The 19,311-nt window shown below is 62.9% G+C and carries 13 protein-coding genes; 11 read left to right on the forward strand and 2 right to left on the reverse strand.

Annotation, left to right across the window (positions count from 1 at the left end; all coding sequences use genetic code 11):
* The first annotated feature begins 40 nt into the window (after positions 1–40).
* The 10 genes from Q4S41_RS20420 (at position 41) to Q4S41_RS20465 (ending at position 12,465) form a co-directional block, all read left to right on the forward strand.
* On the forward strand, positions 41–616 hold the full coding sequence (locus Q4S41_RS20420; RefSeq protein WP_305032985.1) for a hypothetical protein: 576 nt from the start codon (positions 41–43) through the stop codon (positions 614–616).
* Between the two features lie 114 nt (positions 617–730).
* Entirely contained in the window at positions 731–3,583 is a 2,853-nt protein-coding gene (uvrA, locus tag Q4S41_RS20425; RefSeq protein WP_305032986.1) for an excinuclease ABC subunit UvrA, read from the forward strand.
* 138 nt (positions 3,584–3,721) lie between these two features.
* Positions 3,722–4,792: a T9SS type A sorting domain-containing protein gene (locus tag Q4S41_RS20430; protein ID WP_305032987.1), complete on the forward strand. Its 1,071-nt coding sequence runs from the start codon at positions 3,722–3,724 to the stop codon at positions 4,790–4,792.
* A gap of 225 nt (positions 4,793–5,017) precedes the next feature.
* Positions 5,018–5,899 (forward strand): hypothetical protein, encoded by an 882-nt coding sequence (locus tag Q4S41_RS20435; RefSeq protein WP_305032988.1) that lies wholly within the window; start codon positions 5,018–5,020, stop codon positions 5,897–5,899.
* A 74-nt stretch (positions 5,900–5,973) separates the two neighbouring features.
* Positions 5,974–6,729 carry a triose-phosphate isomerase gene (gene tpiA, locus Q4S41_RS20440; protein WP_305032989.1) on the forward strand — a complete coding sequence of 252 codons (756 nt, stop codon included), beginning with the start codon at positions 5,974–5,976 and terminating at the stop codon, positions 6,727–6,729.
* A 99-nt stretch (positions 6,730–6,828) separates the two neighbouring features.
* A complete protein-coding gene (locus Q4S41_RS20445) occupies positions 6,829–7,182 on the forward strand; it encodes a hypothetical protein (RefSeq protein WP_305032990.1) in 354 nt (117 codons plus the stop codon).
* A gap of 187 nt (positions 7,183–7,369) precedes the next feature.
* On the forward strand, positions 7,370–8,131 hold the full coding sequence (locus tag Q4S41_RS20450) for an ABC transporter ATP-binding protein (protein WP_305032991.1): 762 nt from the start codon (positions 7,370–7,372) through the stop codon (positions 8,129–8,131).
* Positions 8,110–9,519, forward strand: coding sequence for a hypothetical protein (locus tag Q4S41_RS20455; protein WP_305032992.1), 1,410 nt, complete (start codon positions 8,110–8,112; stop codon positions 9,517–9,519). Before Q4S41_RS20450 ends, Q4S41_RS20455 begins: the two co-directional genes overlap by 22 nt.
* 156 nt (positions 9,520–9,675) lie before the next feature.
* Complete coding sequence (prmA, locus tag Q4S41_RS20460) at positions 9,676–10,506, forward strand: 50S ribosomal protein L11 methyltransferase (RefSeq protein ID WP_305032993.1); 831 nt, start codon at positions 9,676–9,678, stop codon at positions 10,504–10,506.
* Between the two features lie 186 nt (positions 10,507–10,692).
* Positions 10,693–12,465 carry a T9SS type A sorting domain-containing protein gene (locus Q4S41_RS20465; RefSeq protein WP_305032994.1) on the forward strand — a complete coding sequence of 591 codons (1,773 nt, stop codon included), beginning with the start codon at positions 10,693–10,695 and terminating at the stop codon, positions 12,463–12,465.
* 137 nt (positions 12,466–12,602) lie between these two features.
* Here Q4S41_RS20465 and Q4S41_RS20470 read toward each other — a convergent pair whose 3' ends face one another.
* Positions 12,603–13,634, reverse strand: a complete 1,032-nt coding sequence (locus Q4S41_RS20470; RefSeq protein WP_305032995.1) for a LacI family DNA-binding transcriptional regulator — start codon at positions 13,632–13,634, stop codon at positions 12,603–12,605.
* A gap of 379 nt (positions 13,635–14,013) precedes the next feature.
* Here Q4S41_RS20470 and Q4S41_RS20475 point away from each other — a divergent pair, with 379 nt between their 5' ends.
* Positions 14,014–16,512, forward strand: coding sequence for a TonB-dependent receptor plug domain-containing protein (locus Q4S41_RS20475; RefSeq protein WP_305032996.1), 2,499 nt, complete (start codon positions 14,014–14,016; stop codon positions 16,510–16,512).
* 135 nt (positions 16,513–16,647) lie between these two features.
* Here Q4S41_RS20475 and Q4S41_RS20480 read toward each other — a convergent pair whose 3' ends face one another.
* Positions 16,648–19,254, reverse strand: coding sequence for a pectinesterase family protein (locus tag Q4S41_RS20480; RefSeq protein ID WP_305032997.1), 2,607 nt, complete (start codon positions 19,252–19,254; stop codon positions 16,648–16,650).
* Positions 19,255–19,311 lie beyond the last annotated feature (57 nt).

A 19,311-nucleotide genomic window follows, 5' to 3' on the forward strand; every position in this document is an offset into this window, starting at 1 on the left:
ATGCGTTGGTTCGCCCGGCATTGGGTTTTATATTCGATGCATGAAAAATTTCTGGCTCTTGACAATCGTCTCGCTTTCGATTTCATCAAAAGCCGCCGGGCAAGCTGCTGCCCCCACCGACTTGTCTGTAACGGCCGAAATTGTCCACGCAGTTAAATCAGCTGAACAATTAGTAACTGCGCCTCAATACATCCCTTACATAAGATTAAGTGTCCGCAACCAAACCACTCATGACCGCGACGTTGCCATCATGTCATGTGGGTGGGACAACTCTTGGACTCAGAAGGGAAATTCCGGGCTGTGTGGAGCTTGGGGCTGCGACAAAAACTTTGCAAAAACCATCACCATTCCGGTTGGCCAAGCGCTTGTCTTCTGTGCTCCATTATGCGGAAATTATAGGGCTGGAAATGCCATAGCAAGCTTTTCGTTAGGATTTATCGACTTTGCGGTATGGGATTTCTATTCCTCCGGAAAGAAAAAAGTGGCCAAAACTCGGCAAGCTCGCACGGTGTACTGGAGCAATGAATTGGCCTCTGTATTTGACCTTGCTGCCACGCCGGAAGTGACGGGCGACGGCCGTTCGGGGAGATATTATTTAGCGGAGACCGAAAAGTAGCTGGCCCGCGCTTCGTTCGGAAAATTCTTTGCCTCCGCCCCGGCCGTACCTTCGTACTCTCAGCAAATGCCCGCGGCCGAAACCTTCCGGCCCGGTTTGGCTGTTAGTTCGTTTATGCCCAAAAAAGACGCTTTGCAAGTTTCGGCCCCCGCCGACAACGCCATTGACAACCTCGACCCGCGCGAATTCATCCTCATCAAAAACGCCCGGGTTCATAACCTCAAAAACCTCAGCGTGGCCCTGCCGCGCAACCAGTTCATCGTCGTCACGGGCCTCTCGGGCTCGGGCAAATCCAGCCTCGCCTTCGATACGCTCTACGCTGAAGGCCAGCGCATGTACGTGGAAAGCCTGAGCAGCTACGCCCGCCAGTTTCTGGGCCGCATGGACAAGCCCGACGTGGACTACATTCGGGGCATTTCGCCGGCCATTGCCATCGAGCAGAAGGTCAGCATCAAGAACAACCGCTCGACGGTGGGCACCAGTACCGAGATTTACGATTACCTCAAGCTGCTGTTTGCGCGGGTGGGCAAAACGTTTTCGCCGGTGAGCGGCGAGCAGGTGCGCAAGGATAACGTGGCCGACGTGGTTGACTTTCTGGCCGCACAGCCGGAGGGCACCCGCGCCATGATTCTGGCCCCTCTGCACCGGCCTGACCCCACGCGCGCCATGAGCAAGGAGCTGGATTTGCTGTTGCAAAAAGGCTACAGCCGCGTGGTGGTGAACGGCGAAACCGCCCAGATTGAAGACCTGATAGGAGAGGGCCTGCCCGAGGTGAAGGGCGACGTCTACATCATGATTGACCGCGCCGTGCTGCGGCCCGACGATGAAGACCTGCTTTTCCGGTTGTCGGACTCGGTGCAGACGGCGTTTTTTGAAGGCCACGGCACCTGCCTGGTACAGATGTCCGGCGCCGACAGCGGGTCCGAAACCCGCACTTTTTCGGATAAATTCGAGCTTGACGGCATCACGTTCGAGGAACCCAGCGTCAACTTCTTCTCCTTCAATAACCCCTACGGCGCCTGCCAGACCTGCGAAGGCTTCGGCTCGGTGCTGGGCATTGACGAGGATTTGGTGATTCCCGATAAGAGCCTGACCGTGTACGAAGGCGCGATTGCGCCCTGGCGCACCGAGAAGCAGGGCGAGTGGCTGAAGCCGCTGTTGAAAAACGGCATCCGTTTCGACTTCCCCATTCACCGCCCCTATAACGAACTGAGCGCCGCCGAGCAGCGCCTGCTCTGGACCGGCAACAAGCACTTCCAGGGCCTCGATTCCTACTTCAAGTGGGTGAGCGAACAGACCCACAAAATCCAGTACCGTGTGCTGCAAAGCCGCTACCGGGGCCGTACCACCTGCCCCGACTGCCGCGGCACCCGCCTGCGCAAAGACGCGCAGTATGTGAAGATTGACGGCCGCAGCATTGCCGACATCGTGCTGCTGCCCATCTCGGAAGCCCTCAAATTCTTCGAGAACATGAGCCTGAGCGAACACGACGCCAAAGTGGCCGAGCGCCTCGTGACGGAAATCATCAACCGCCTCGGCTACCTCAACCGCGTGGGCCTGGGTTACCTGACGCTGAACCGCCTGAGCAACACGCTGAGCGGCGGCGAGAGCCAGCGCATTTCGCTGGCCACCTCGCTGGGCTCGGCGCTGGTGGGCTCGATGTACGTGCTCGATGAGCCCAGCATTGGCCTGCACCCCAAGGATGCGGAGCAACTGATTGGCGTGCTGCGCTCTCTGCAGCAGCTCGGCAACACCGTGGTGGTGGTGGAGCACGAGGAGAAGATGATGGAGGCCGCCGACCAGATTATTGACATCGGCCCCGAAGCGGGCAGCGGCGGCGGCAACCTGATGTTTCAGGGCACGATGGACGCGCTGCTGCAGGACACCACCACCTACACCGGCCAGTACCTGAGCGGGCGCATGGAAGTGCCCGTGCCCAAGGTGCGCCGCCCCTGGCGCAACGCCCTGGAGCTGACCGGCGCCCGCGAAAACAACCTCAAAAACGTGAGCGTGAAGCTGCCGCTGGGCGTGATGACCGTCGTGACGGGCGTATCAGGCTCGGGCAAGTCCACGCTCATCAAGCGCATTCTGGCGCCGGCCCTGATGAAGATGCTGGGCGGCGGCGCGGGCGAAAGCACCGGCAAATTTGACCGCCTCACCGGCGTGAACGGGCAGGTGTCGCACGTCGAGTTCGTCGACCAGAACCCCATCGGCAAGTCGTCGCGCTCCAACCCCGTTACCTACGTGAAGGCGTATGACGCCATCCGGACGCTGTTTTCGGAGCAGCCGCTAGCCAAGGCGCGGGGGCTGAAGCCGTCGCACTTCAGCTTCAACGTCGATGGTGGGCGCTGCGAGGTGTGCCAGGGCGAGGGCCAGGTAAAAATCGAGATGCAGTTCATGGCCGACATTTACCTGACCTGCGAGGGCTGCGGCGGTCATAAATTCAAGCAGGACATTCTCGAAATTAAATACCAGGACAAGAGCATTGATGAGGTACTGGAAATGACGGTGACGGATGCCGTGCAGTTCTTCCAGCCCCACCCCAAAGTGGCCGAGCGGCTCAAGCCGCTGGAGGACGTAGGTCTGGGCTACATCCGCCTCGGGCAGTCGGCCAACACGTTGAGCGGCGGCGAGGCCCAGCGCGTGAAGCTGGCCAGCTTCCTCACCAAAGGCGCTACGCTGCAGCAGGATAAGATTCTGTTCATCTTCGATGAGCCCAGCACCGGCCTGCACTTTCACGACATTGCCAAGCTGCTGGGCGCCCTTAATGCGCTGATTGAGCAGGGCAATTCCGTGCTCATCATCGAGCACAACGTCGACATCATCAAGTGCGCCGACTGGATTATTGACCTCGGCCCCGAGGGCGGCCTCAACGGCGGCCACCTGCTGTTCGAAGGCACGCCCGAGGACATGGTGAAGCTAAAAGACACCAACCACACGGCCCGCTTCCTGGCGGAGAAGGTGTAATTTTGAAGCTAATTGATGCGGCAACGGTCGGGCTAAAGCGGGAAGTAATTCGTGTTTAGCCCGACCGTTGCGCATCAGGTTGTTTCAGGCATCTGTTTCAATTAGTGAACGGTATCAATTTCCAATTCTTATTCTTAAATGAAGAAAAAGCTACTTTGGGTATTATTCGGCTGCTTGCTCGGCCAACATGCTGATGCACAGAACCTGAATAGCGGCCTGCTGGGCCGCTTTCCGTTCGATGGCAACACCACCGACGCCACCGGAAATATGAGCACCAACAGCGCCACCAACGTGGCGTACGGGCCCGACCGGCGCAACCAGCCCAACGCGGCGCTGCAGCTGGGCGGGGGTGGCGAAGTATGGATTTTGCCCAACGGTCTGCTCAGCTTCGGCACCACCGGCGACTTCAGCTTCTCGGTGGCTTTTCGGTCATTGTCGTCGGCCACGCAGGCGTTTTTCAGCAACCAGGGCTACTATTCGGTCAGCGGCAGCACCGGCACCGGGGCGCGCGGCTGGAGCCTGGGCTTCGACAACGCCCAGGTGGGCAAGGTGTATTTCAACTTGGTGGCCGCCAGCTCCTATAATGGCAACCTGGGCCTGGCCACCCAAAGCTCCTTCAACGACGGCCTGTGGCACACGGCCACGGCCGTAGTGAACCGAGGCACCCGCCAAATTGTGGTGTACGTGGATGGCGTGGCGCAGCCGCTCACCTACGTGTCGTCCCGGCCCGACTACGGCACCATCAGCGGCACGGTGTTTCAGCTCACCACCACGTCCACCATGTTTGTCGACCTCAACCCCGGCTACAGCACCAGTCGCACCGGCTTCCTGACCGATGCCAACCGCTTCGGACTGAACTTCAACGGCGGCCTCGACGAAGCCCGCTTCTACAACCGGGCCCTGACGGCCGCCGAAGCCCAGGCCCTGCACACGCTGGCCCTGGCCGCCGTGGCCGCACGCCCAGCCGGCGCCCAGGTGCAGGTGTTCCCCAGCCCGGCGCCGGGTGGAAGCCTCACGGTGCGCCTGGCGCCCGCGCTCGACGGGGCGGAGCTGAGCGTGTACACGGTGCTGGGCCAGCGCGTTTATCCCACCGTGCAGGCCGTTGGCGGCTCCGATGTGCAGCTAAGCGGCCTGACGCCCGGGTTGTACCTGCTGGTAGCAAAAGGTGCTGCCGCCACGCTCAGCCAGCGTTTTCAGGTTGGCGGATAATGCTGGTTATCAACATCCGGGCCGATTATAAAGGCTCAGGTGTTAGTTTTTGATGAAGAAAGTGTAACGTTGTAGCCCCAAGCCTAGCGCCGTGGGCAATGAGACGGCCGTTATTTCCAATGCGAAAGGGAAATAATGATGCTTATGGCGCGCGGGTTGGGGAGCCTGCTGCCTAATCCAACTTGTTCACTGGCACGTAGGTAGTAATTCCCACCCTTCTGCACAATGCCCTCCACCGTCACCGCCCCTGACCAATACGCCGCCCCAAGAGCCACCGCCACCGGCCATGCCTGGCGCTGGCTGACTGCATTGTTTATTTGGAGCACTGTTTTCGTGAATTTTTACGCCAATACCCACCCCTTCAATGGCCAGACCATGGGGCAGGTGTCGGCCAAATATCCTACGCTGCTCACGCCGGCGGGGTACGCGTTCAGCATCTGGGGGCTGATATTTCTGGGGTTGGTGGTGTATTCGGTGTGGCAGTTGCTGCCGGCCCAGCAGAAACTCTCGCTGCCCGATGCCGTGGCCAAGCCCCTGACGCTGGCTTGCCTGTGCACCAGCGCCTGGGTGGTGCTGTTTGCCTATGAGCTGATTTTGCCCAGCGTAGGCGTCATGCTCGTTATCCTCATCAGCCTGATAATAACCTACGGCCGGGTCCGCCGTCGCATTTTTGCCGAGGCCGCGCCGGCCTGGGTGGGGGTGCCGTTTTCGCTGTTTCTGGGTTGGATTTCGGTGGCCTCGGTTATCAATCTCACCATTGGCATCCGGCACCTGGGCTGGCAAACAGCCGAAGGCGTTTCGGTGGTTCTCACGCTGGGGTTGCTGTTCATTGTTGTGGCCTTGGCCCTGATAATGAGCCGGATATTTCGCGACTTGGTGTTCCCGCTGGTGGTGGCCTGGGCGCTGGCGTGGCTGTGGGTGGCCCGCCTGCACGAGGTGCCCGAGCTGGGCTGGGCCGCGCTGGCCGGCGCGGTGGTGTGCATTGTGCTGGGCTTCACGCTGTCGCGCGTGGGCGGCCGCAAAACGCCCTGGCAGCTGCGCGACGAGGCTGCCAAAGCCATTGAAGCCGAGATTGCCGCCCGCAACGCGGCCAGCCAGAACCACTAAGGCGGCGGGGCGCCCGGCCGGCGGTTTGGCCCGTAGCTTTGCGACGAACTCCCACTTAATTCGCCCCGCTTAGTATGCGCCAAAACCTCGTTGCCGGCAACTGGAAAATGAATCTCACCTATCAGGAAGGCCTTGCCCTGGTAGAAGAAATTGTTCGACTGAACGCAGCCGGCACCGGGCCGGAAGTGGTGGTTTGCCCGCCGTTCCCGTTCCTGGCGGGCGTGGGCGAGAAGCTGCCGCAGGGCGGCAAGCTGCACCTTGGCGCCCAGAACTGCCACCAGAAGGAAAGCGGCGCCTTCACCGGCGAGGTAGCGGCCAAAATGCTGGCTTCGGTGGGCTGCGAATACGTGATTCTGGGCCACTCGGAGCGCCGCCAGTACTTCGGCGAAACCGATGAGCTGCTGAGCCAGAAGCTGAAAGCTGCCCTGGCCGCCGGCCTGAAACCCATTTTTTGCGTGGGCGAGTCGCTGGACACCCGCGAGGCCGACGAGACGTTCGACTTCATCGGCCAGCAGTTGGCCGCCGGCCTGTTCCACCTCAGCAACGAGGAGTTTGCGCAGGTAACCGTGGCTTATGAGCCCATCTGGGCCATTGGCACGGGCCGTACTGCCACCAGCGCCCAGGCGCAGGAAGTACACGCCTTTATCCGCGAGCAGATTGCGCGGGCCTACGACGCCCAGGCGGCCCTCGACACCACCATTCTCTACGGCGGCTCGGCCAATGCGCAGAACGCGCGGGAGCTGTTCTCGCAGCCCGACGTGGACGGCGGACTCATTGGCGGTGCTTCGCTGAAAGCGGCCGATTTCACGACGATTATTCAGTCGTTCTAGAAATGTTGAATTTTTAGGGTTGGGAGCGGAGTTGAAAAACACAACGCGGCACTGCATTTGACATTCAGCCTTTCACATTCAAAACGCAACCCTCATCGCATGCTCTCCTTCATCCTCACCTTCCTGCTGGCCCTGCCGCCCGCCAAAAGCCCGGCCGCCGGCCCGCTGGAGCCGTGCAAAATCTTCGGCTCGGTATACCTCGAAACCGACCCCGGCCGGCGCAGCTACTGCTACGGCACGGTGTACGTGGAGCCCGAAGAAGCTTTTGCCGACGTGCTGGTTTTCAAGGAGAACAACAAGCTGTTTGCCGATAAAGCCGGCCTGTGGGCCGACGCCCCCGCCCGCAACTTCGCCGACTACGTGCTGCTGGTGGTGACGGACCGCAGTCGCGCCGATTTCAGCATTCACTACACGAAGGTGCGCTCGTTCGCGGGCTGCAAGTCGAACAATTAAACAGAAGCAAAAGCGACTGACTCTGAACGTCATGCTGAGCGCAGTCGAAGCATCTCTACCGCAGCAGTAATTTAATCGAATGCCCGACGATAAAGAGTCGGCGATTGAAAACACTCTGCGATAGAGATGCTTCGGCTGCGCTCAGCATGACGTTCTTTCATTCACAGCAAAACTATTATCCCTTTCCATGGAATTAACCCTACAAAACCTCACCAAGTCCTTCGGAACGAAAACCGTGCTGCGCGACCTGAGCCTGACGGCCGGCCCCGGCATGTGCGTGGGCGTGCTGGGCCGCAACGGCGCCGGCAAAAGCACGCTGTTCAACCTGCTCACCAACGTGCTGCTGCCCAGTAGCGGCCAGATTATCATCGACGGCGAGGCGATGGGCGAAACCTTTCCGGTGGCGGTGAAGCGCCGCATGGGCGCGCTCGTTAACCAGGGCTATTTGGTGGAAGAGCTCACGGCCGAAGAATACCTGCAATTCGTGGCCCGCATCTACGCGCTGCCCGATGCGCAGGCGCGCATTGCCAGCCTGCTGGCCCACCTGCTGGAAGACTACGACACCGTGCGCCACAAGCGCCTGAGCACCTTTTCCACCGGCATGAAGCAGCGCGTGGCCATTGCCTCCTGCCTGCTGCACCGCCCCGAGCTGCTGATTCTGGACGAGCCCTTCAACGGCCTCGACGTGTTTGCCGCCGACCGCGTGCTGAGCCTGCTGCGCAGCTACCAGCCGCAGGCCCTCACCTTCGTGTCGTCGCACAACCTGGGCCATATCGAGCAGCTGGCCACCCACTTGCTGATTATTGACGAGAGCGAAGTGAAGTTCTGGGGCACCATGGACGAGTTTGCGCGGGGCGAGCGCGCCGACCTCGGCGACGCTCTGCTGCAGTTGCTGCACCCTGCCACCAACCAAGCCCAGGACCTGACATGGCTGACCTCGCAGCGCTAGCGCCCGCCGGCCATCCCGGGGGCCGGCTCGGCCATTTTTTGCCCTACCTGCTACGCCGCCGCCTGCGCGCTGTGCTCTGGCCCGCCGAGGGCGGTGAGCGCACCATGGCCCTGCTGCTGCTGGCCCTGATGATGGCCTACGGCGCCGGTTTTGGCCTGATGCTCAACCACGCCGACGCGCTTGACGAATCGGCCGATTTTCTGCCCACGCTGCTGGTGGGGCTGAACGCGGCCTGGCTGGTGTCGGCGCTGCTGGTCGATTTTTTGCCCGCGCTGCGGCCGGTGGTGCGGGCCGTGCCCGAACACTACCCGGTATCGGCGCGCTGGAACGGGGCGGCGGCTTTTCTCCTCGATTTGATAACGCTGCGCCGCCTGCTGGTGGTGGCCACGCTGCTCACGGCGCTGGCCGTGGCGCCCGGCCACGCGGCGGTGCCGGGCTTTAGCCTGCTGCTGGTGCTGGGGGCCACGGTGTTCAGCTTCAACCTACGGCTGCTGGTGGCGCTGCGGCGCTGGCGGCACCCGCTCATGCTGGCCCACCTGGCCAGCCTGGGGCTCATGCTGTGGTGGCTCTCGCATCCCGAAGCGTCTTACAACACCGCGCTGGGCGCGGGCATGGCCGTGCTGCCGTGGCTGCTGGGGGCGGGGCAGCTCTACCGGCTGGGGCCGTACTTCAGCGCCCGCTACCTGCCTGCGGAGGCGGCCCCGGCCGCGCCGGCCTCGGGCTCGCTGCTGGCGCGGCTGTCGCCCGAGCACCGCGCCTATTTTGCCAAAGTATGGGTGCTGCTGCTGATGGGGCTGGTGCTGAAGATGGTGCTGATGCTCATCAACCTGGTGGGCCTGGATGCTAATGGTGCCAAGCTGAAAAGCCAGTCGTTCTTTTACCTCGCGCTGGTGCCGCTGGCCGGCTTCACCTACGCCAACAACAACCTGTTTGGCTTCGTGCGCACGCTGGTGGCCAACGAAATCCAGCGCTTGGGCCTCACCAAACGGGTGCTGCTGCTGTACCTGCGGCTGGTGCTGCCCGTGGTGCTCGTCGACTGCCTGCTGACGGCGGCGGCGCTGCTCGGACTATTCCCACGGCCGTTTTGGCCCTACCTGGGGTTGCTGCCGCTGGGGGCCGCTGCGCTCACCAGCCTGGGGCTGTGGGGAAGCCTCTACCAGGCCAAGCACGTGGTGAAAACGGTGCAGTTCGGCAACAACCGCAACGCCAGCACGCTCATGAGCTTTGCCACCCTGGGCACGGCGGCGGCGCTGTATTTCCTGCCTTGGTGGTGGGCGCGCATTGCGCTAGCGCTGGTTATCACCGCGTCGGCCTACTGGCCCATCCAAGCAGTGCTGCGCAACGATGGCAGCTTGCGTCGCCGGCTGTGGCGCGGCATCGGGGCCTGATTTTTTGGCGACCTTTGTAAGACGCAACCGGAATAAAGAACGTCATGCAGCGCAGCATCTTTACCGCAATAGTAATTATTTACTAGTGGCGGGCAAGATGCTTCGCTGCGCTCTGCATGACGTTCTGTTTCTTTTCTCACACTTCATCCAAACAAGATGGATTTTATTGAACTGACCGTGGAAGCCCCGCGCGAGATGGCCGACATTCTGGTGGCCGAGCTGGCCGAAGTAGGCTTCGACACCTTTGAGGACACCGACGAAGGCTTCCGCGCCTACACCACCGAGGAGGTTTTCAACCCCGATGCCGTGGAGGAAATCATGGCCCGCTACTCCGGCATTGGCGATTTAAATCATTCGCACCGCATCATCACGCGCCAGAACTGGAACGCGGAGTGGGAGAAGAACTTCCAGCCGCTCATCATTGCCGAGCGGGTGTCGGTTCGCGCGCCGTTTCACCCCGAGCCGGCGGGCGTCGACTACGACATCGTGATTATGCCGCGCATGTCCTTCGGCACGGGTCATCACGAAACCACAGCTTTGATGATTGAAAACCAACTGGACGTGAACCACAAGGGCCTGCGCGTGCTGGACATGGGCACCGGCACCGGCATTCTGGCCATTATGGCCGAGATGCTGGGCGCCCGCCAGGTGCTGGCCGTCGATACCGAGCCCTGGACCGTGGAAAACGCCCGCGACAACGCCGCCGAAAACCAGTGCCACAACATCGAGTGCCGCCTGGGCGGCGTGGAAACCCTTGCCAACGAGGAGCCCTTCGACCTGATTCTGGCCAACATCAACCGCAACGTGCTGCTCGAAGACATGCACGAGTACGCCCGCCTGCTGCCCAGCGGCCGGCCCATCCTGTTCAGCGGCTTCTACGAGGAAGACTTGCCCAAAATTCAGGCCGAGGCCAGCAAGCACGGCCTGCGCTACCAGCGCCACCGCACCTTGCGCAGCTGGGTGTCGGCCATTTTTGAGAAGGAGTAGCGTGAGGGGAGGATGAAGGGTAGATGATGGCATCGTTGCCGGGAACGATTGCGCGAATAAAAAGCCGGTGCGCAGCATTTGCCGGGCATTTGGGGCGTAATATTTATAGGGGAATTGCCGGGTTTTGCAGCCGTTTTGAGACGGGAGCGCCTGGCAAATTTTCCGTCGACTCCCAACATTTTCGCAATGATTTCTTTCTTCTCCCGCACTGTTTCTTCTCTTTCCCGGGTGCGCCTGGGGCTAAGCCTGCTGGCTACGGTGGGCGGCCTGGCAGCGGCCGTGCCGGCCCAGGCGCAGCAGCTGGCTTTCCCCGGCGTGGAAGGGGCGGGCCGCTTCGTGACCGGTGGCCGGGGCCGGACTTCGACGCCTACCACGGTGTTTGAAGTGACCAGCCTGGCCGATACCAACACGCAGGGCACGTTGCGCTACGCCATCAGCCAGTCGGCCACCGCGGCGCCGTTTCGCACCATCGTGTTTCGGGTGTGCGGCACCATTCACCTGGCTTCCCGGATGAACATTCCGGCCAACACCACCATTGCGGGCCAGACGGCCCCGGGCGACGGCATTTGCATTGCCGACCGGCAGGTGACGGTGAATGGCAACAACGTGATTATCCGCTTCGTACGCTTCCGCTGCGGCGATGCTTACCCGCAGCAAACCGGCATCGGCATGACCAACGGCAACGGCGACGAGGACGCCCTGAGCAGCACCGAGCGCAAAAACATTGTGATTGACCACTGCACCATGAGCTGGAGCATGGACGAGGCCTTCACGTTCTACGGCGCCACCAACGACTCGATGACCCTGCAGTGGAACCTGATTTCGGAGCCGCTGAACTACTCCTACCACTTCGAAACCGGCGATACCGACTACGAGCGCCACGGCTACGGCGGCATCTGGGGCGGCCGGCGGGCCACGTTCCACCACAACCTGTTTGCCCACTGCGTGAGCCGCACCCCGCGCTGGAACGGCACCCGCTACGGCGCCGCCATCGGCTCCGAAAACTGCGATTTCCGCAACAACGTCATCTACAACTGGGGCGCCGGCGCCAACGCCTACGGCGGCGAAGGCGGCAACTACAACATGGTGAACAACTACTACAAGTACGGCCCCACCACCGGCACCAGCACCACCAACCGCTCGCGAGTATTTCAGGCCTATAAGCAAACCACCGCGCCGGTGCTGCCCTACCCGCAGCTGTACATCGCTGGCAACTACGTAGATGGTAACCCGATAGTGACGGCCGCTAACTGGAAAGGTGTGTCGATGAACGGCGGCACCGCCGCCGACACGGTGCAGTCGAAAGTGACGACGCCCTTCAACGTGGCCCCGCTCAATACCCAGACGGCTACCGACGCCTACGCTTCGGTGCTGCAGAATGTGGGCTGTGTGCTGCCCGTGCGCGACCCGCTCGACCAGCGCATCATCAACGACGTGCAAACGCGCGGCGGGGCCGTCATCGATGTGCAGGGCGGCTTCCCGCACGGCACGCCCATCAGCACCTCGCAGGTGGCCTGGCCGGTATTGACCTGCGGCGCCGCGCCGGTCGACTCCGACCACGACGGCATGCCCGACGCCTACGAGCTTAACAACGGCTTGGCGCCCCTCAACCCCGCCGACCGTCAGTTCATCGCCGCCAACGGCTACACCAACCTCGAAAACTACCTCAACGGCCTCGTCACCGTCGTCACGGCCAGCAAGCCCACCGGCGCCACCGTTGCGCCCCTGCAGCTTTACCCCAACCCCGCCAGCGAGCAACTGACCGTGACGCACCCCCGCGCCACGGCCGCCGCCCGCCTCACCGTCTACAACTTCGTGGGCCAGCGCGTGGCCACGCTCACGCCCGCCACGGGCGTCACCGCCACGCCGGTCAATCTGAGTAATCTGGCCAAAGGCAACTATTTGGTGGTATACACCGACGCCAACGTGAGTCTGACGGCGAAGTGCACGCGGGAGTAGGAAAGGAGTTTCTGGGATAAATTGAGCACGTCATGCTGAGCGCAGGCGAAGCATCTCTACCGCAAGCGTAATTATTTACTGCTGCGGTAGAGATGCTTCGCCTGCGCTCAGCATGACGTGCTGCTTTAAAACCTTTCCTAAACCACCAGCTTGGGCACCGGGCGCGACGACTCGCGCACGACCAGCGTGGTGGGCAGCTTCATGGTGCTGGGGCCGGTGCTCTTGTGCTTGCGCTCGATGAGCTCGATGAGGCGCTCGGCGGCGAGCTGGCCGATTTCCTGGGCCGGCTGCGTCACGGTGCTCAAAGGCGGGTTGAGCAGGTGGGCCGATTGCGAGTTGGTGAAGCTGAGCAGCGCCACCTGGCCGGGCACGTCGATGCCGCGCTGGCGCAGGGCGCCCAGGCAGCCCAGGGCCAGCCGGTCGCTGGCCGTGAAAAACGCGTCCGGGGCCGGGGAAAGGGCCAGCAGTTCATCTACGAGCGGCCCGGCCTCGTCGGGGCCGAAGGTGCCGTAGCGCACCAGATTTTCGTCGTAGGGCACGCCGTATTGCTCCAGGGCGGCGCGGTAGCCGGCCAGGCGCTCCTGCGCAATGCTGAGGTAGGGCGGAATGGTGAGGTGGGCAATGCGCCGCCGACCGGTTTGGAGCAGGTGCGAGGTGGCGGCATAGGCCCCGCCAAAGTTATCGGCCACCACCTGCGTTACGGGCAGCTCGGCGGCCACGCGGTCGAAGAGCACCAGCGGCATTCCCTGGTCGATGAGGGCCTGCAGGTGCTTCACATCGGAGGTTTCGCTGGAAAGTGAGAGCAGCAGGCCGTCGACGCGGCGCGACACAGCCTGCTGCACGTTGGCCACCTCACGCTCGTAGCTCTCGTGTGTCTGGAAAATGATGACGTGGTAGCCACGGTTGTAGGCAATGGCCTCGATGCCGTTGATGGCCTGCGAAAAGAAGTTGTTCGCAATCTGGGGCACTATCACGGCCAGGGCCTTGCTGCTGCTGCCTTTTAGGCTCAGGGCAATGGGGTTGGGGCGGTAGTTGAGCCGTTCGGCGTACTCCATCACCAGCCGCTTGGTTTCGGGGCTGATTTCGTAGCTGTCGCGCAGGGCCCGCGATACCGTCGACGTCGACAGGTTGAGGGCGTGCGCAATATCCTTGATGGTGACGGGGTCCAAGCGCGTTGAGAAAGGAAGTAAGAGAAAGGCGGCGGGCAGAACCGCCCCCGGGCAACTAGCAGCTAACCGGCCCGAATAGTTTCATCCGGCAACAAGCCCGCCGCCCACCGTCCGGCTTATCCCTAGCCGGGCGCCCCGCACGGGGCCGGGGCCGCCACTTGCTCCTTCAAAAAGTCTTCGTCGGGCCAATCCGGGTACAAGAGTAACGAAAATCTAGCTAAGTCGCGCGAGGCGAGGCCACACACTCGACCAATCCCCGTATTTCGCCGACCGCGCCGCGCCGCAGGCTTCATGGCGTCGCCATCTTTGTGGGGTAATCTCGCGGGTAGTTCCGGCCGGCCGGCTTACCTTTTCTGTTCCGAACATTTCCCCGACACCCATGCGCTTGCCCAAAGCACTTCTTGTTGCCCTGCTGGCCAGTGGCGCGGCCCTCTCGGCGTTTCGCCCCCGGCCCACCGATGAAACGCTGCTTCAGCGCATTGCGCGCCAGGTGGGCGAATACTACACCACCGCCCGCCAGGAAAAAGCCTACCTCCACCTCGACCGCCCCGTGTATGCCACCGGCGAAACCATCTGGTTCAGCGCTTACGTGGTAGACGGCTCGCGCCACCAGCTCGACTCGCTCAGCCAGGTGCTGCACGTCGATTTGCTTTCGCCCCAGCGCAAGGTGGTGGCCCGCCGTACCATTCGCCTGCAGGGCGGCCGCGCCAACGGCGATATTGACATCGCCGACTCGCTCACCGCCGGCACTTATGTGCTGCGCGCCTACACCAACTGGATGCGCAACGCCGGCGAAAACTTCATTTACAGCCGCCGCCTCAGCGTGTGGCCCGCCTCGCCCCTGAGCCCGCCCGACGTGCCCACCAGTACCCCCGGCGGCGCGGGCAGCAACGTGCGCCGCGTGGCCCGCCCCGGCCAGCCCGATATCCAGTTCTTCCCCGAAGGCGGCTACCTCGTGGAAGGCTTGCCCGCCGTGGTGGCCGTGAAAGCCACCGACGCCACCGGCCGCAGCCTGGCCGTGAAGGGCCAGATTATGAATGCCCAGAACGCGGTGGTAGTACCCGCCTACAGCAGCCGCCACGCCGGTATGGGGCGTTTTGCCTTTGTGCCCGGCGCGGGGCAGCGCTACCACGCCCGCATCGTGCTGCCCGATGGCACGGCCACCGACTACCCCCTGCCGGCGTCGCAGCCCAGCGGCTACACCCTGCACGTGGTGGAAAGCGCCGATGACTTTCTGGTGGAGGCCCGGTACCGGGGCCCCGGCGCGCCCGGCGCCGTGCAGCTCATGACCGAAGTGCGCGGCGTGGTGGCCTACCCCGGCCCCCGCACCCTCACCGCCGACGCGCCCGTGAGCTGGCGTATGCCCAAGAAAAACTACCCCAGCGGCATCGTGCACTTCACGCTGTTCGATGGGCAGGGCGCGCCGCAGTGTGAGCGGCTGGCTTTTGTGCTGAACGGGCCCAGCGCGCTGCGCATCGCCATCACTTCCGACCAGACCAATTACGGGCCGCACGCGCCGGTGCAGCTCAATGTGCGCGTGACCGATGCCGCCGGCAAACCCGTGGCCACCAACTTCTCGCTGGGCGTGAGCGATGCCGGCCTGACGGCCATCGACCCGCAGGCCGAAACCATTGCCTCCAACCTGCTGCTCACTTCTGATTTGGTGGGCTACGTCGAGAACCCCGGCTACTACTTCCGCGAACCCTCGGCCGCCACCGCCCAGGCGCTGGACGACCTGCTGCTCACCCAGGGCTGGCGCCGCTTTGTGTGGAAGGAAGTGCTGGCCGGGCAGGCCCCGCCCATGCCCTTCACGCCGGAGCGCGACATTAGCCTGGTGGGCCAGGTGGTGAGCGCCAGCGGCAACCGCCCCATTCCCAACAGCCAGCTCACCTTTTTGCAGATGCGCCCCGGCAAGGTGGTGGCCACCGGCACCACCGATGTGAACGGCCGCTTCAGCTTCGCCGGCATTCCCGTTACCGATACGGCGCTCATCACGCTGCAGGCCCGGCGCGCGCAGGGCGGTTCCAACGTCCTCATCAAGCCCGATTTTGGCCCCGACCCCACGGGCGGGCCGCTGCCGCTGCTGCCGCAGCTTTCGGCCGCGCCGGCGGGTGTGGCCTCGTTCATCAAGCGCAGCCGCCAGGCCCAGGCCGCCGACCTGGACCTGCACCCCGAAAAAGCCGTTCGCAACATCAACCTCGGCAACGTGTCGGTGACGGCCAAGCGCGAAACCGTGCCCCGCGACGACCCGCGCCGCCTCTACGGTGCCACCGGCGGCACCGTGATTGACTTCGCCAACGACCCCACCGCCAAATCCGGCATGAACATTTTGCAGATGCTGCAGGGCCGGGTGGCCGGCCTCACCATCAGCGGCAACCCGCCCAATATGACGGCCCAGATTCGGAACAGCGGCAGCCCGTTGTTTATTCTCGACGGCATGAAGGTGGACATCGACGCCATCAGCTCCATCAATTCGGCGGATGTGGAGTCGGTGGAGGTTTTCAAAGGCACCGAAGCGGCCATTTTTGGCGGCAGCGGCGGGGCCATTGCCATCTACACCAAACGCGCCAACCCCAACTATAAGGGCCCGCTGGGCGCCTCGCCCGGTATTGCCACGGTGAAGCTGCCTGGCTTCTACGCCGCCCGCGAGTTTTACCAGCCGCGCTACAACGCCCTGCTCACCAATCCGCCCGCCGACCTGCGCACCAGCACGCTCTATTGGAACCCCCTGGTGCGTACCAATGCCAACGGCCAGGCCGAGCTGCACTTCTTCACCGCCGACGGCGGCGGTACCTTCCAGGCCATTGCCGAAGGCCTGAGCGTGGACGGCCAGCCCGCACAGGGCACTTCGAGCAACTTCGTGGTGCGCGGGAAGTAGGGTAGTTACCGTGAAAAAAACAGCACGTCATGCTGAGCGCAGCCGAAGCATGACGTGCTGTTTGAGTGCTTGCCAAACAACAAAAAGCCCCGCCGGCAATGCCAGCGGGGCTTTTTGTTGAGAAAGTCCCAAGCGTTACTCGCGCACCAGCTGCTGCGAGAGCGTGCCATCGGCCGTGCTCACGCGCAGCAGGTACACACCTGGGGCCAGCTGGCCGGTATTCAGCTGCGCTGCATCGGCCGTAATGGCCTGCGTGTGCACCACCTGCCCGAGGGCGTTGAGCACGGTGAGCGTGGCCGGCTTCGAAGTGCCCAGCAGGTCCACCGTAGCTTGGCCGGCCGCGGGGTTCGGGTACACCGACAGAGCCATGCCGTTGCGGGCCGCCCGGGTGGCCGTAATAACCCGCGTCTGGCCTTTGAGCACCACATCTTTCAGCAGCGCGTAGCGGCCCGAGCTGGAACTGGCACAGCCATAGTACAGGCGCACGGTGAGCAAGCCGCCCGGGCCTACGCTCACGCCCGATGCATTATTAAGGGCAAAACGGTAGGTCTGATTGGCGCCGGTGTTCTGGTTAGCCAAGGCTACGGGCGTCGCGAAGGCGCCGTTGGCCGTGGAAGGCAGCACGCCGGCGGGCCCCCGGCCGCTGGTCACGTCCGTGGAGTCAAGCGTGAAATTGGTGCGAGAATACGCCACGGCCAGTTTGCCGGTGGTGTTGTAGAAAGCCGTCCAGAGCGTTATCGAATCAACCCGGATTTCCCGTAGGGCGCTTTGCGTAGATGCGATGGTGAACTGCTCATAAAAACGGCGGTCAACGTTATTGCCGGGGCCGCCGCTGCTCGTGCTCCACAGCCCATCGGCGGTGGCGGCAAACGCCTGTCCGTAGCGGGTGGAGCGGGCCGGGTAAGCCGCTACGGTAGTCCCGTTCGAGAGCACGAAACGGCGTAGCGTGGGCGTGCTGGCCGTGGTGGCGGCCGTGCGGATGGCCGCGCTGTCCTGGTCGCTTACTTTCAACGACCACCATTTCAGCGGGTCCGACACCGGGGCGGCGGTATTGACTTTCGAGCCGGTTACGGCCACGTTCTGGGCGGTGGCGGGCGTGCTGGTGTGCACAATGTTGCCAGCGTAGGTGCCCGCCGTGGTGGCGTTCAGGCGCACGCTGATGGTAGTGGCGGCCACGGTATTGGCCGTGGGCGTGAGCACCAGCGGCGTGGCGTTGGTATACCAGTTGGTGCCGCCGTTGGCCGATACTTCGTAGCCGGCCGGGGGCGTCACCGTCAGGGGCGCGGTGAGGTTGGTAGCCGAGAGGGAGTACGTCTGCACCGCCGAGGCGCCGGTCTGGTACTGCGCAAACGTACCCAGCGACGTGGTATTGGCCACAATGGTGGCGATGCTCGACACGGTGGCCGTAAGTGTGGTGTGCGTGGCCAGACCGGCTTTCGAGGCCTGCACTTTGTAGTAGTACACGTTGCCAGCGGCGGGCAGCGCGTCGGTCATCTGAAAGTTGTAGGTCGAGTCGGTGGCCGCCGTCACGGTGTTAATCTGGCTGAAATTCACGTTGTCCGTCGAGCGCAGCAGGTCGTAGCGAATGCCCGCCATGGCCCAGCTGATGTTCCAGTCCAGCGTGGTTTGGGTGGCGCCTTTGGTGGCGCGGAAGTTCGACACGGCAATGGCCGGCGTGAACGCCGTGCAGATGCCGGGAGCCACGGCACAGGGGTTCCAGGCGCCAAACACGGTGCTGGTCTGGTACTGGGCGGTGTCGGCCACGGCCAGCTGGCGCGACCACGCCACGCGCTGGCCCAGGTTCACGTTGCGGCCGCTGAAGTAGCGGGGCCGGAACTCGGCGTAGGTAATGAGGTTGGTGTCGGTGCCGGCGTCCCAGGTGGTCCAGCCGGCAGGCTGAATCTGGTTGAAGCCCAGCGTGGGCTTCACAAATACCACCTTGTTCTGCGTCAGGGGCGTACTGCCAGTCGAATTTTGCCAGGGCCGGCCCAAGTAATAGAGCGTGGCGCCGGTGTTGGACGGGATTTTGGCATCGTGGAAAATGAAGCCGAACGCCTGGCCGGGCGGCGTGTTGGCCGCCGTGATGTAGGAGGCGCCGTTAGTGGAGCGCGACTTGGCATAAATCACGCAGCGGTCGAAAATGTCAATCGAGCTGCCGAAGATAAAGTCCACGTTGCCATCGATGTAGCAGTCGCGGAAGTAGTGCATCGGCGCGCCGGTGCCCTTCACGTACAGCGTGTCCTGGTTGCCCAGGAGGCGGCAGTTTTTGAACACCGCGCGGTCGGCATTCACCAGCACCGCCACGGCCTGCGAGCCGTCGCCGAACGAATTTTCAAACGTGAGGTTCAGGGCCGAGAAGTCGTTGGCATTCACGCTGAAGCTGGCCGAATTCTGGGTGCCCAAAGCCACGCCGCCCACCAGGGTACTGGCACCGTCGGTGTAGGTCAGAATGGTGTTGGCCACGCTTTCGCCCTCCAGCTGAATGAACGGCTTGGTGGCCGGAATGCTGATTTTCTCGCGGTAAACGCCGTTTTTGATGAAGATGCTGTAGACCGTGGTGCGGCCGGTAGGGGCGGCGGCAATGGCGGCGGCCACGGTAGTGTAGTTGCCAGTGCCGTCCTGGGCCACGGTCACGTCGTAGGCAAAGGCGCGGCTGACCGCCAGCGCCATAAAGCTCAGCAGCACCCAGAAACGGGCCGCCGGGCGTCGCCAGGTGAAGTATTCAGCGAAGAAGTTTGACATAGAAAATGAGTGTGATGTTGGGAGAGAATTCTGCTCAATATTACCCGGTTCCGGCCC

It is taken from the genome of Hymenobacter convexus (assembly GCF_030580955.1).
Classification (GTDB): Bacteria; Bacteroidota; Bacteroidia; order Cytophagales; family Hymenobacteraceae; genus Hymenobacter.